Raw genomic sequence first — 14,512 nt, 5'->3', positions numbered from 1 at the left:
ACGCCGCTAACCCGGCCCAGGGGAGAGAAAAATGGCAACAACGACGGTGATCAGCAAGGACGAAAAGCGGGTGATTTTCGCCTCCTCGCTCGGTACGGTTTTCGAGTGGTACGACTTCTACCTGTACGGCTCGCTGGCGGCCATCATCGCCAAGCATTTCTTTACCGGGGTGAATGAAACCACCGCGTTCATCTTTGCACTGCTGGCGTTCGCTGCCGGTTTTGCGGTGCGCCCTTTTGGTGCCATCGTGTTCGGTCGCCTGGGCGACATGATCGGCCGCAAATACACCTTCCTCGTCACCATCCTGATCATGGGTTTCTCCACCGCCGTGGTCGGCCTGCTACCCAGCTACTCCACCATCGGTGTTGCGGCGCCGGTCATCCTGATCGTGCTGCGGCTGCTGCAGGGCCTGGCCTTGGGCGGCGAATATGGCGGTGCCGCCACCTACGTGGCCGAGCATGCACCGCAGAACAAGCGCGGCCTGTTCACCAGCTTCATCCAGACCACCGCCACGCTGGGCCTGTTCCTGTCGCTGCTGGTGATCTGGGTATGCCGCAACAGCTTCGGCAAGGAAGCATTCGAAGACTGGGGCTGGCGCGTGCCTTTCCTGGTCTCCATCGCGCTGCTGATCGTTTCGGTATATATCCGCCTGCAACTGCATGAATCGCCAGTCTTCAAGAAAATGAAGGATGAAGGCAAGCACTCCAAGGCACCGCTGACCGAAGCCTTCCTGCGCTGGCCCAACCTCAAGATCGTGCTGCTGTCACTGTTTGGCGGCACCGCTGGCCAGGCCGTGGTGTGGTACACCGGCCAGTTCTACGTGCTGTTCTTCCTGACCAAGACGCTGGGCGTGGAATCGAATACGTCCGACCTGCTGATCGCGGCTTCGCTGGCCATTGCCACGCCGTTCTTCATCATCTTCGGCTCGCTGTCCGACAAGATCGGCCGCAAGAAAATCATCATGGCGGGCTGCCTGATTGCCGCCGTCGCGTATTTCCCGATCTTCAAGGGGCTGACCCACTACGTGAACCCGGCACTGGAATCTGCGGTGGCCACATCGCCGGTGGTCGTGACTGCCGACCCGGAGAAATGCGCATTCCAGTTTGACCCGATCGGCAAGGCCACCTTCAAGCAATCGTGCGACATCATCAAATCCGCGCTGGCCAAGAAGGGCATTCCGTACAGCAACGTCGCGGCACCAGCCGGTACCGTGGCCAGCGTGACGGTCGGCACCACCAAGGTAGACAGCTTCGAAGGCGAAACGCTCGACAAGGCGGCATTCAAGACGCAATCCGATGCGTTCAATACGTCGCTGGGCGATGCGCTCAAGACCGCGGCCTATCCGGCCAAGGCAGATCCGAAGGCCATCAACTACCCGATGGTGATCCTGCTGCTGACCATCCTGGTGATCTTCGTCACCATGGTGTACGGCCCGATTGCCGCCATGCTGGTCGAGCTGTTCCCCACCCGCATCCGCTATACCTCGATGTCGCTGCCATACCACATCGGCAATGGCTGGTTCGGCGGCTTCCTGCCCACGGTGGCGTTTGCGATGGTCGCGGCTACCGGCGATATCTACTACGGCCTGTGGTACCCGATCGTGGTGGCGGTAGCCACCTTCGTGATCGGCGTGCTGTTCCTGCCGGAAACCAAGGATCGCGATATCTACGCCAACGACTGATTCTGCTTCAGCCTGCAAAACAGGGCGCACCAGCGCCCTGTTTTTTTGTAAGGCGCATCAGCGTAATTGATTTCCCTTATCAGAAAACACGATTGGCTTTAGCCCGCTGCTTTTCATTAAAGTAGCCGCACCCAAAATTTGACGTTCGCCCCAGGCAATAAGGAACACTCATGAGCTCTATCGATTCCGTCCTCAAGGAAACCCGTCTGTTTCCGCCTTCCGACGAGTTCCGCACCAAGGCCAATGTGTCGGGCATGGAGGGCTACAACGCGCTGTGCGAGAAAGCCGACAACGATTACGAAGGCTTCTGGGCCGAACTCGCCCGTGAGCTGGTGAGCTGGAAAAAACCGTTCACCAAAACGCTGAACGACAGCAATGCCCCGGCCTACAAGTGGTTCGAGGATGGCGAGCTGAACGTCTCGTACAACTGTATCGACCGTCACCTCGAAGCCCGTGGCAACAAGGTTGCCATCATTTTCGAAGCCGATGACGGCAGCGTCACCAAGGTGACCTACCGCGAGCTGTACCAGCGCGTATGCGCGTTTGCCAACGGCCTCAAGAGCCTGGGCGTTGCCAAGGGCGACCGCGTGGTCATCTACATGCCGCACGGTATCGAAGCCGTGGTGGCCATGCAGGCCACTGCGCGTATCGGCGCCATCCACTCGGTGGTGTTCGGCGGTTTCTCTGCCGGCGCACTGCGCGACCGCATTGCCGATGCGCAGGCCAAGGTAGTGATCACCGCCAACGAATCCGTGCGTGGCGGCAAGGCCGTTCCGCTCAAGGCCACCACTGACGAAGCCGTGGCGCTCGGCGGTTGCGAATCGGTCAGCAAGATCGTGGTGTACCAGCGCACCACCAATGCACCGGCACTGTGGTCGGATCTGAACGTATGGTGGCATGACCTGGTTGAAGGCCAGCCGGCCGATTGCGAACCGGAATGGGTGGATGCCGAGCATCCGCTGTTCATCCTGTATACCTCCGGCTCCACCGGTAAGCCCAAGGGCATCCAGCACTCCACCGGCGGCTACCTGCTCGGCTCGCAAGTCACCATGAAGTGGGTATTCGATTACAAGGAAAGCGACGTCTACTGGTGCACCGCCGACGTGGGCTGGATCACCGGCCACAGCTACGTCACCTACGGCCCGCTGGGCATCGGTGCCACGCAGGTGGTGTTCGAGGGCGTGCCGACCTACCCGGACGCAGGCCGTTTCTGGCAGATGATCGAAAAGCACAAGGTCACCACCTTCTATACCGCGCCGACCGCGATCCGTTCGCTGATCAAGCTCGGTGGCGATCTGCCCAAGCAATACGACCTGTCCAGCCTGCGCGTGCTGGGCACGGTGGGTGAGCCGATCAACCCCGAAGCATGGATCTGGTACCACGAAGTGGTGGGCGGCGGCCGTTGCCCCATCGTCGATACCTGGTGGCAAACAGAAACCGGCGCCAACATGATTGCGCCGCTGCCGGGTGCCGTGGCGACCAAGCCGGGCTCTTGCACACTGCCGCTGCCGGGCATCATCGTCGATATCGTCGACGAATCCGGCGCGCCGGTCGAACCGGGCAAGGGTGGTTTCCTGGTGATCAAGAAGCCATGGCCGTCGATGGTCCGCACCATCTGGAACGACCCGGAACGCTTCAAGAAAACCTATTTCCCGGAAGAGTACAACGGCAAGTTGTATCTGGCGGGCGACTCGGCCAACCGCGACGAGAATGGTTACATCTGGATCATGGGCCGCATCGACGATGTGCTGAACGTATCCGGTCACCGCCTCGGGACGATGGAGATCGAATCGGCGCTGGTGGCCAACCCGCTGGTGGCAGAAGCCGCCGTAGTGGGCAAGCCGCACGAAATCAAGGGTGAATCGGTCGTCGCTTTCGTCGTGCTCAAGGGCGATCGCCCGGAAGGCGAAGACGCGAAAAAGATCGCCAAGGACCTGCGTGAATGGGTTGCACACGAAATCGGCAAGATTGCCCAGCCGGATGAAATCCGTTTTGGCGACAACCTGCCCAAGACGCGTTCGGGCAAAATCATGCGTCGCCTGCTGCGTGACATTGCCAAGGGCCAGGCGGTAACGCAAGATACCTCCACGCTGGAAAACCCGGCCATCCTGGAACAGCTGGCCAAGAGCGCGCTCTGATCCGCCGCGCCGGCTGAACCTGCAGCACAGATCAACTTTACTGCTTCACGGCAGCACTTGCGCCCCACCGTTCGCGGTGGGGCTTTTTTTTGCCTGCCGTTCCGGTTGACCGATGCGTGCGATGCCGCTTCCGGCTGCTTGTTCCGGTATGGCGCCGGCACAGCACCGATCGGCAATACCACGCCGGTGTTGTTCACGTGGCGGCCAGGCACTGCATCCCCTAAGCTGGCTGTCATTGCCATCATCGGGGCTGCGGCCATGATCATCGTTCACCACCTGAACAACTCGCGCTCGCAACGGGTGCTGTGGCTGCTGGAAGAGCTGGGCGTAGATTACGAAATACAGCACTACCAGCGCAACCCGGCCACCCTGCTGGCACCACCCGAATTGCGCGCGGTGCACCCGCTGGGCAAATCACCAGTGATCAGCGATGCTGATCTGGTGGTGGCCGAATCAGGCGCCATCATCGAATACCTGCTGGACCGTTATGGCGAGGGAGATCTGCGCCCGGCATCCGATACCGCCGAGCGCCACCAGTTCACTTACTGGCTGCACTATGCGGAAGGCTCGGCCATGCCGCTGTTCGTGATGCGGCTGGTGTTCATGCGCCTGTCCCACCCGCCGGTGCCGTGGCTGCTCCGCCCGCTGGCCAGCTTGCTGGCCAAAGGCGTGATCGGCAGCTATATCGATCCGCAGATCGCCACCCACCTCGCCTTCCAGGAAGCCACGCTGGCACGCCAGCCATGGTTTGCCGGCAACGACTTCAGCGCCGCCGATATCCAGATGAGTTTTGCGGTGGAAGCGGCCGAAGCGCGCAACGGCCTGGCGCCCTACCCGCACCTTGCCGACTGGCTGGCCCGCATCCGCGCCCGCCCCACCTACCGGCAAGCACTGGCACGCGGCGGGCCGTATACGCTGCAGCGCTAGGCAGTCATCCGCTCATGGCAGCGTGATTTCGCCGGAGCTGAAACAGTTGGCCTGCCACGCCAGCAAGCGCCGCAGGTCGCCATTGTGATGCTTCACCACCTGCACGATGGCATCGCTCTGCGTCATGCCCGGCTCCAGCTTCTGACGGATGCGCGCCAGCACTTCGCGAGCATCCAGCTCGCCAGCAAACGGCGCCAGCTGGTTCAGCAGGTCTGCCGCCGCTTCGGCAAAGCTGCGCCGCTCGCCGCTGTACGGATCGACCATCTCGCCGGCCAGGCCATAGCGGCATGCCTGGAAGCGGTTGTGCGGGTAGACATCGCACTCGGGCACCGGGCATTTTTCATACAGCATGCGCGCGCACAGCAGTTGCACCAGGCCCGCCAGATCCGCCGCGATATCGCCGGTCAGCGGTGTATCGAAAATGCGGAATTCGATGGTGCCGAACTCGGGCTTGGGGCGGATATCCCAGTAAAAGTCCTTGATGCTGGCCACGATGCCCCATGCTTCCAGCCCGTTGATGTAGCGCTCGCAGGCCGCCCAGTCGGCAAAATCGGGCATGGCGCCCGAATACGGAAACGGTGTGAGGCTGTGCAGGCGCGAGCAGGCAAAACCGGTATCCACCCCTTCCTGGTAGGGCGATGCGCACGACAGAGCAATCAGCAGCGGCACCCAGGGCGACACTGCGCGGATCAGCTCGATGGCGGTATCGCCATCGCCCACACCGATATGCACATGCATGCCGAAGATGGTGAACTTCTTGCTCAGGTAGCCATATTTCTCGCCCAGCCCCTCATAGCGCGCGGCCGGGAAGAACTCGCGGTCTTTCCAGTCCTGCAGCGCGTGCGTGCCGCCGCCGGCAATGCGGATGCCGCATTCGCTGGCAAGGCTGGTGAGGAAGCCGCGCATGGCAGTCAGCTCGTCGCGCAGCGTATGCCAGCGCGGATGGATGGCGCTGTTGAATTCGACCATGCCCTGGGTGATTTCCGGGCAGAACACGAAGCGGTTGTCCTGGCGCACGCGCATCAGGTCCAGCAGGTTGAGTGCGGCGGGTGCCAGCGAATAGTCCCTGGGGTCGAGCAGCATCAGCTCCAGCTCGACGCCCATGGTGAGCAATCCGCTGGACTGGAACGGCGGCAAAGGCATGGTGGATTTGTCCCGCAAGAAGATAAGTGCAAGCTAACTATGCGTAGGAGTACCGCGCGAGGTTAAAATTCCCCTTTTGCCAACGCCGAATCCCGGCCAGGAGCAATCGATGTTCGTCGAATTCCCCAACTCGCCGTACAAACTGTTCCAGCCCTTCCCGCCTGCGGGTGATCAGCCCACGGCCATTGCCGGCCTGATCGACGGCATCGACGACGGCCTGAAGTACCAGACGCTGCTGGGCGTGACCGGCTCGGGCAAGACCTTCACCATGGCCAACGTGATTGCTCGTACCGGCCGGCCGGCCATCGTGCTGGCCCCCAACAAGACACTGGCCGCGCAGCTGTATGCCGAATTCCGCGAGTTCTTCCCGGAAAACGCCGTTGAATACTTCGTGTCGTATTACGACTACTACCAGCCGGAAGCCTACGTCCCCAGCCGCGACCTGTTCATCGAGAAGGATTCCTCGATCAACGAGCACATCGAGCAGATGCGTTTGTCCGCCACCAAGGCGATGCTGGAGCGGCCCGATTGCATCATCGTGGCCACGGTATCGGCGATTTACGGTATTGGCGACCCGACCGAATACCACAAGATGATCCTGCACCTGCGCGAAGGCGAAAAACACGCGCAGCGCGACATCATCAAGCGGCTGACCGCCATGCAGTACGACCGCAACGAGATCGACTTCGCACGCGGACATTTCCGCGTACGCGGCGACGTGATCGATATCTTCCCGGCGGAGAGCGCCGAGCTGGCCATCCGCATCGAGATGTTCGACGACGAGGTGGAAAAGCTCAGCCTGTTCGATCCGCTTACCGGCCATATCAAGCAGCGCATGGGCCGCTTCACCGTGTTCCCGTCCAGCCATTACGTCACCCCGCGCGAAACCGTGCTGCGCGCGGTGGAAACCATCAAGGAAGAGCTGCGCGACCGGCTGGCGTTCTACTACAAGGAACAGAAGCTGGTGGAAGCACAGCGGCTGGAACAGCGCACGCGCTTCGACCTGGAAATGCTCAACGAACTGGGCTTCTGCAAAGGCATCGAGAACTACTCGCGGCATTTCTCCGGCAAGAAAGCCGGCGAAGCCCCGCCCACGCTGATCAACTACCTGCCGGCCGGCTCGCTGATGTTCCTGGATGAAAGCCATGTGATGATTGGCCAGGTGGGCGCCATGTACAAGGGTGACCGCTCGCGCAAGGAGAACCTGGTCGATTACGGCTTCCGCCTGCCATCGGCACTGGATAACCGCCCGCTCAAGTTCGAGGAATTCGAACACATGATGCCGCAAACGGTGTTCGTCTCCGCCACGCCAGCCGCGTACGAAGCCGAGCATCAGGGCCAGGTGGTCGAGCAACTGGTGCGCCCGACCGGCCTTGTGGACCCGGAAATCGAAGTGCGCCCGGTGGGCACGCAGGTGGACGACCTGCTGTCCGAAATCAACAAGCGCGTGGCCATCGGCGAGCGTGTGCTGGTGACCACGCTCACCAAGAAGATGTCCGAGCAGCTGACCGAATACCTGGCCGAGCACGGCATCAAGGTGCGCTATTTGCACTCGGATATCGAAACCGTGGAACGGGTGGAAATCCTGCGTGACTTGCGCTTGGGCGTGTTCGATGTGCTGATCGGCATCAACCTGCTACGCGAAGGGCTGGATATCCCCGAGGTATCGCTGGTGGCCATCCTGGATGCAGACAAGGAAGGCTTCCTGCGCAGCGAGCGCAGCCTGATCCAGACCATAGGCCGCGCGGCGCGTAACCTCAATGGCCGCGCCATCCTGTACGCGGACCGTATTACCGATTCGATGCGCAAGGCCATCGATGAAACCGAGCGCCGCCGTGCCAAGCAGGTGGCATTCAACACGGCCAACGGCATCGTGCCCAAGTCCGTCACCAAGCGCATCAAGGACATCATCGACGGCGTATACAACGCCGAGGATGCGGCCGCAGCGCGCCTTGAATCCAAGCGCCAGCGCCTGGTGGAAGACATGGACCAGAAAACGCTGTCGAAGGAGCTCAAGCGTATCGAAAAGGACATGATGGAAGCGGCCAGGAACCTGGAGTTCGAGCGCGCCGCCAAGCTGCGCGACGAACTGAAGAACTTGCGCGATCGCGCGTTCGGGCATCAGTAGCAAGCGCAGCGGTAACCCCGGAAACGGATGCCCTGCTACCGGGCAACACGGCAGAGGGTATGCCTATGCAACGGCCAGACTTCCTTACGAGAGCTGGCCGTTGTTGCTTGGGTGCAACGCCAAAGCATCACCATTCGTAACACGTCACCATCAGAATATGGTAATAAACTTTAGACGATCAACGACAAAACATCACGTAACCATTTGAATTCAAAGGATCGATAAAGACAAATTGTCAATATTCAGTAATTTTACGTGCACTGAAAAACATTCAACTGCATTTGTAAGCGATTGGGCGCGCGCTGCTCCTGTCAGCTATACGCGGCCGAATTGACACCTTCCACGCTCAAGGCGGCTAATGGCAGCCGGTACCCAGACCCGCGTCCACAAGATGGGTCAGGTGCCTGCCGCAATGATCGTTACCCGGCTGCGGCATTCACATAAACCAGAGAAGGAAATGTCGAAAATGTCCATGCTTCGTTACAGCATGGCAGCACTGCCCATGGCGCTGGTCGCCGTGTTTGCACATGCTGCCTACCCTGCCTGGCAGGAAGGGAATACCTACACCGCTGGCACCTTTGTCAGCTACAACGGCCACGATTACCAGTCGCTCGTTACCCACACCGCGTATGTCGGTGCAGGCTGGAACCCGGCTGCTACCCCGACACTGTGGAAAGACCTGGGTGTGAGCAACGGCAGCACGCCGGTGCCGACCCCGACCACCGCCCCCACACCGACCGCCGCACCGACCGCCGCACCGACCGCAGTACCGACCGCCAAGCCAAGCACAGCGCCGACCACAGCCCCGACGACTGCGCCAACCAGCGCACCGACCGCAACACCGGTCCCGTCCGCAGGCTGCTACCAGGCATGGAACAGCACCACCGCCTATAACGGCGGCGCACAAGTGACCTACAACGGCCGCAACTACCGCGCGCAGTGGTGGACACAGGGCGACATCCCGTCCAGCAATGTGGGCAGCGGCAAGCCATGGACTGATCTGGGCGTGTGCGGCGTAACCGGCACACCGACTACCGCACCGACAGCAACACCGGTGCCGACCACCAAGCCGACCGTGGCGCCGACACCGACAGCCACACCGTCGAGCGTGCCGTCCACCGTACCGACCACCAAGCCGACAGTCGCCCCGACGCCAACAACGGCGCCGACCCCGACCACGAAGCCGACCGTGGCACCGACACCGACCGCTACTCCGACCACGCAACCGACACCGACCAGCATTCCGAACGGCAATGCCAAGCAAGTCGGTGCGTACTTCTCGCAGTGGGGCGTGTATGACCGTGCCTACTTCGTGAAGGAAATCGATACCAGCGGCGCGGCATCCAAGCTGACCTTCCTGAACTACGCGTTCGGCAACATCTACAAGCAGGCCGATGGCACCTACAAGTGCGACAGCGGCATCAACAGGCTGGAATCGGGCGCAACCAACCCGAACGCATCCGACGCCGGCAACGGTGGTGATGCCTGGGCTGACTACCAGATGGACTACGCGGCCAAGGATTCGGTCGATGGCGTTGCAGATGAATGGGAAAACAAGCTCAAGGGTAACTTCAACCAGTTGAAGAAACTCAAAGCCAAGTATCCGAACCTGAAGATCGTCATTTCGCTGGGCGGCTGGACATGGTCCAAGTGGTTCTCCGCAGCAGCAGCAACAGACGCAGGCCGCAAGGCACTGGTTGCGTCGTGCGTCGACGTTTACCTGAAGGGCAACCTGAAGAAGTCGGATGGTGATCCTGCCGGCGGTGCCGGCGCAGCTGCCGGCATCTTCGACGGCATCGACATCGACTGGGAATACCCGGGCGGTGGCGGCCAGCCGTACAACATCAGCAGCCCGGCCGACGTCCACAACTACACGCTCTTCATGCAAGAGCTGCGTAGCCAGCTGGATGCCTACGGTACAAGCACCGGCAAGCGTTACCTGCTGACCGCGGCCATCGGCGCTGGCGTGGACAAGATCGTCAACAGCGAACCGGGCCAGTACGCGCAGTACATGGACTGGGTCAACCTGATGACGTACGACTACCACGGCTCGTGGGAAACCGGCACCACCATCGGCGCGGGCACGGTAACGGACTTCCATTCCAACCTGTACAAGGATCCGGCCAGCCCGAACGTGGCAGCAGGCGGCAACGCAGCCAGCTACAACACCGACGACGCGGTCAACAAGCTGATCTCGCTGGGCTTGCCTGCCAACAAGATCAACCTGGGCATTCCGTTCTATGCCCGCGGTTGGGCTGGCGTGGCACCGGGCCCGAACGGCAATGGTCTGTACCAGGCTGCACCGAAGGCTGGTGCGTGCACGGGTACCGGTTGCGAAGCAGGTTACGAGGACTACCGTAATCTGGTGAATGCTGCCGGCACCACGTACTACCATCCGGTCACCAAGCAACTGTGGAAGTTCAATGCCGCTACCGGCACCTTCTACAGCTACGATGACCCGACCGTGATCCAGACCAAGATCGACTACGCCAAGGCCAAGGGCCTGGGGGGTCTGTTCAGCTGGTCGCTCGATGGCGACGACGCGAACGCGACGTTGACCAAGGCTACTGCGAAGATCAATCAATAAGCTTCGCACCCGCCTGTGCAGTACTGAAAACCCCGGCCACAAGCCGGGGTTTTTTTATGGGCGCCGGGTTCGGGCCCTGCGTGCCCCGTGTGGCGCACGCATCACCGCCAGCCACTGGCGGGCCGGTAAAACGTTGGTTTTGCCGCACATGGCCCGCACGCCACTGTGGCCGTTCCCGCAGGAAATGATGACTGCAAGAAAAGCTTTTTTCTGCGGTCACATGCGCACGCTAGCCTTGGCCGCGACCTTCCACCCGGACCCTCCCATGAAACTCAAACCACTCGTTCTTGCCTGCGCCTGCGCGCTGGCGCTGCCCACCTACGCCGGCGTTGTCATCAGCCAGGTTTACGGGGGCGGCGGCAACAGCGGCGCCACGTTGCGCAACGACTTCATCGAACTCTTCAATGCCGGCGACACCGCAGCCGTGCTCGACGGCCTGAGCGTGCAATATGCCAGCAGCACCGGTACCAGCTGGCAGCGCACACCCATTGCAGGCGTGCTGCAACCGGGTCAGTACTACCTGGTGCAGCAGGCGGCCGGCGCCAACACCGCCGCAGCAGCGCTGCCCACGCCGGATGCCATCGGCACGCTGGCGTTGAGCGGCACCACCGGCAAGGTCGCGCTGGTGAATGGCGCCAATGCGCTGGCCTGCGGCGCCAGCTGCGCTAGCGATCTGTCGGTACTGGATTTTGTCGGCTTCGGCACCGCCAACGACAGCGAAACCGCGCCTGCCCCGGTCATCTCCAACACCACCGCCGCGCTGCGCGCACAGGGCGGCTGCAGCGACACCAACAACAACAGCGCCGATTTCACCGCTGGCGCACCGCTGCCGCGCAACAGCACCACACAGGCCAGCGCATGCGGCGGTACCGGCAACCCCACGCCGACACCGACACCAACGCCGTCCCCTACCCCGACACCCAACCCGACACCGGGCAGTGTCCGCATCCATGATATCCAGGGCAGCGCACACCGCTCGCCGCTCGATGGTCAATCGGTTGCCAATGTGCCCGGCATCGTCACGCTGGTGGTCAGCAACGGCTTCTACTTCCAGGATGAAGTAGCGGACAACGACCCGCGTACCTCGGAAGGCGTGTTCGTCTTCACCAGCAGCGCGCCGGCAGTGGCCGTGGGCGACAAGGTGCTGGTCAGCGGCAAGGTCAGCGAATTCCGCCCGGGCGGCAGCAGCGGCACCAACAACCTCACCGTGACCGAGCTGGCCAGCCCGCAGGTCAGCAAGCTCTCCAGCGGCAATGCATTGCCGCCGGGCGTGCTGCTCGGCACGCAACCCAACAAGGTGATCTGGCAAGGTGCCGCAGGTGATGTGGAAACCGCTGCGGCGCTGGACCTGAACAACGGCCTGGATTTTTATGAAGCGCTGGAAGGCATGCGGGTGGAAATCGCCAATGCCGTCGCCGTCGGCCCCAGCAACAGCTACGGCGAAACCCCGCTGGTGGCCAATGCCGGCATCGGTGCCGATGTACGCACGCCACGCGGTGGCCTGATCATCCGCGCGGATGATTTCAACCCGGAACGCGTGATCGTGGAAGCCGGCAGCGTGACCCCGCCCAGGATGAACGTGGGCGATGGCCTGGCCCGCGTGGTAGGCGTGCTGGACTACAACTTCGGCAACGTCATGCTGCGTGCCAGCGAAGTCTCGCCGCTGGTGAGCGGCGGCCTGCAGCAGGAAGTAACCCGCAAGCAGCGCACCGAAGAGCTGGCAGTGGCCTCGTTCAACGTCGAGAATCTCTCGCCCAGGGATGATGCAGCCAAGTTCGCCCGCCTGGCGCAGCAAGTGGTCAGCAACCTGCAATCGCCGGATATCGTCGGCCTGATGGAAATGCAGGACAACAACGGCGCCACCGATGACGGCGTGGTCAGCGCCAGTGAAACCTTCGCCAGGCTGATCGCCGCCATCTCCGCCGCTGGCGGCCCGGCCTACAGCTGGCGCTCGATCGATCCGGTGAACGACCAGGACGGTGGCGAGCCGGGCGGCAATATCCGCGTCGGCTTCCTGTACAACCCGGCCCGCGTGCAATTCGTCGATCGCGCCGGTGGCACCGCCACCAGCGCCGTAGCCGTCACCAGCTGCGGCAACGCGGTGTGCCTGAGCGCCAGCCCTGGCCGTATCCAGCCGGCCGATGCCGCATTCAACAGCAGCCGCAAGCCGCTGGTGGGCGAGTTCGTGTTTGCCGGCCAGACCGTGTTCGTGATCGCCAACCACTGGAACTCGAAGGGTGGCGACCAGCCGCTGTCCGGCCGCTACCAGCCGCCGGTACGCAGCTCGGAAGTGCAGCGCAACCAGCAGGCCAGACTGGTAGCCGATTTCGTCACCAGCCTGACCAGCCGCGATCCGCAGGCCAGGCTGATCGTACTGGGTGACCTGAACGACTTCCAGTTCTCCGATGCGGTGGGCAAGCTGAAGGCCACCGGCCTCGTCGACCTGATCGAAACACTGCCGGAAAACGAGCGCTATACCTATGTGTTCGAAGGCAACAGCCAGGTGCTGGATCATATCCTGGCCAGCGCCAACCTGGCGGCCCGCGCCGAGTACGATGCGGTACACACCAACAGCGAATTTGCCGACCAGACCAGCGATCACGATCCGGAAGTGGCCCGCTTCGCCATCGGCCCGGTGTTGCCGGGATGCTTCGCCAACTGGACTGCCGGTGTTGCCTACACGGCCGGCCAGCGCGCCAGCATCGGCACGGTGAACTACGAGGCCAAGTGGTGGACGCAGGGTGAAAACCCGCAGCAGTCCGGCCAGTGGGAGGTCTGGAAGAAGCTGGGCACCTGCACCACGGAAGTGGCACAACAGCAGGTGTCACCGCCGCAACCCGCCACCACCGTCACCGACTGGATCGTGGGCAACGCCTACGCCCTGGGTGACCGCGTACGCTACAACGGCCTGACTTACCTGTGCACCGTGGCGCACACCGCCCAGGGCGATTGGCAGCCGGGCGTGGCACCATCGCTCTGGCAGCAACAGCAGTAAAGCGAAGCCCGCGCCGGCGCGGGAGATGAAGCAGAACGGGGCGTATCATCCGCCCCGTTCTGCTTTCCGCTGGCCTGTCAGCAACCGCATGCACTGGAGCCGGCGCCCGCCCGCCGCGGCGCTGCTGCGGCTAGCCGGCATCGCTTTTAAGATGACTGAAATCGGCGCGCTGCAGTTTGTCCGGCTCGATGAACACCATCAGCTTGTCGCCATCGTGCCAGCACCATTGCAGCTCGGGTAACGAGAACACCGTCAGCAAGGAGATCCAGCCTGGCGGCGCAGGGTCGTAGCAGAGCGTGCAATACGATGGATAGCCCAGCAGGTAGTTATGGATGACATCGCCGCCGCGCACGATGTCGCAGATTCCATCCGTGAGCATTTCCGGATCCTCTGGCCAGTCATCACGCAACACGTCGAAAAGCGGCAAGTCGACGCCGCTCTGCAGCGTAATTTGCCAGGCGGGGATGTCGTCGCCGGTGGGGCAAGGCATCAGCACGTGATCGGCATGATCCGGCCAGTAAAAACCCTGCACATAACCTTCGTCCTGCCAGAACACCTCGTCGCCATCTACATCCTCGGCGTAAAACAGCGCCAGCAAGCCCGAGCGGGGCAAGAGCGATGGGGCATCGGCAATTTCGGCAAAATTGATCTGGCCCAGGAAACGATAGCGCCCCGCGGGGTGGCTGGGCCATTGAAAACCGGCGGGAACACATGGCTGGCCGCCAAAGCGGCTGACCGCTGCCGCTGTCGTTTGTCCGGCCAGCTCGATGTTCACGCAGGGCCTGGCGATGCCCAGCAGATAATCGGCATGCGGCGCCAGTGCTTCATCCGCGGCCAGACGATGTTGCAACTCGGTCACATCCATGCCGGCTCCTGTATGCTTCATCGGCATTCCAAAAAACAAACCCCGCTT

The 14,512-nt window shown here is 62.1% G+C and carries 8 protein-coding genes; 6 read left to right on the top strand and 2 right to left on the bottom strand.

Annotated features, from left to right (window positions below; genetic code table 11):
• Positions 1-31 precede the first annotated feature (31 nt).
• The 3 genes from IGB42_RS12220 (at position 32) to IGB42_RS12210 (ending at position 4,746) form a co-directional block, all read left to right on the top strand.
• Positions 32-1,681, top strand: coding sequence for an MFS transporter (locus IGB42_RS12220; RefSeq protein ID WP_159671957.1), 1,650 nt, complete (start codon positions 32-34; stop codon positions 1,679-1,681).
• A gap of 170 nt (positions 1,682-1,851) precedes the next feature.
• On the top strand, positions 1,852-3,819 hold the full coding sequence (acs, locus tag IGB42_RS12215; RefSeq protein ID WP_159671955.1) for an acetate--CoA ligase: 1,968 nt from the start codon (positions 1,852-1,854) through the stop codon (positions 3,817-3,819).
• A gap of 258 nt (positions 3,820-4,077) precedes the next feature.
• Positions 4,078-4,746, top strand: coding sequence for a glutathione S-transferase family protein (locus tag IGB42_RS12210; RefSeq protein ID WP_159671953.1), 669 nt, complete (start codon positions 4,078-4,080; stop codon positions 4,744-4,746).
• 12 nt (positions 4,747-4,758) lie between these two features.
• On the opposite strand, the gene IGB42_RS12205 is transcribed toward IGB42_RS12210, so the two are convergent.
• Positions 4,759-5,889 carry a YbdK family carboxylate-amine ligase gene (locus IGB42_RS12205; protein WP_159671951.1) on the bottom strand — a complete coding sequence of 377 codons (1,131 nt, stop codon included), beginning with the start codon at positions 5,887-5,889 and terminating at the stop codon, positions 4,759-4,761.
• Between the two features lie 109 nt (positions 5,890-5,998).
• Between IGB42_RS12205 and uvrB the strand changes: the two genes are divergently transcribed.
• The 3 genes from uvrB to IGB42_RS12190 all read left to right on the top strand — a co-directional run bounded on the left by uvrB (position 5,999) and on the right by IGB42_RS12190 (position 13,599).
• The gene (gene uvrB / locus IGB42_RS12200) at positions 5,999-8,017 is read left to right on the top strand and encodes an excinuclease ABC subunit UvrB (RefSeq protein WP_159671949.1); all 2,019 of its coding nucleotides are present in this window, start codon (positions 5,999-6,001) and stop codon (positions 8,015-8,017) included.
• A gap of 466 nt (positions 8,018-8,483) precedes the next feature.
• Positions 8,484-10,604: a glycosyl hydrolase family 18 protein gene (locus IGB42_RS12195; RefSeq protein WP_236822568.1), complete on the top strand. Its 2,121-nt coding sequence runs from the start codon at positions 8,484-8,486 to the stop codon at positions 10,602-10,604.
• A gap of 265 nt (positions 10,605-10,869) precedes the next feature.
• Positions 10,870-13,599 carry a carbohydrate-binding protein gene (locus tag IGB42_RS12190; protein ID WP_159671947.1) on the top strand — a complete coding sequence of 910 codons (2,730 nt, stop codon included), beginning with the start codon at positions 10,870-10,872 and terminating at the stop codon, positions 13,597-13,599.
• 130 nt (positions 13,600-13,729) lie between these two features.
• Here the strand turns inward: IGB42_RS12190 and IGB42_RS12185 are convergent, their stop codons facing one another.
• Positions 13,730-14,485, bottom strand: a complete 756-nt coding sequence (locus IGB42_RS12185) for a YwqG family protein (protein WP_159671945.1) — start codon at positions 14,483-14,485, stop codon at positions 13,730-13,732.
• Positions 14,486-14,512 lie beyond the last annotated feature (27 nt).

Source organism: Andreprevotia sp. IGB-42, from assembly GCF_009848685.1.
In the GTDB taxonomy this organism is placed as follows: domain Bacteria; phylum Pseudomonadota; class Gammaproteobacteria; order Burkholderiales; family Chitinibacteraceae; genus Andreprevotia.
Note: the sequence above shows the minus strand (reverse complement) of the source record. Positions and strands in the feature narration are given on the sequence as shown.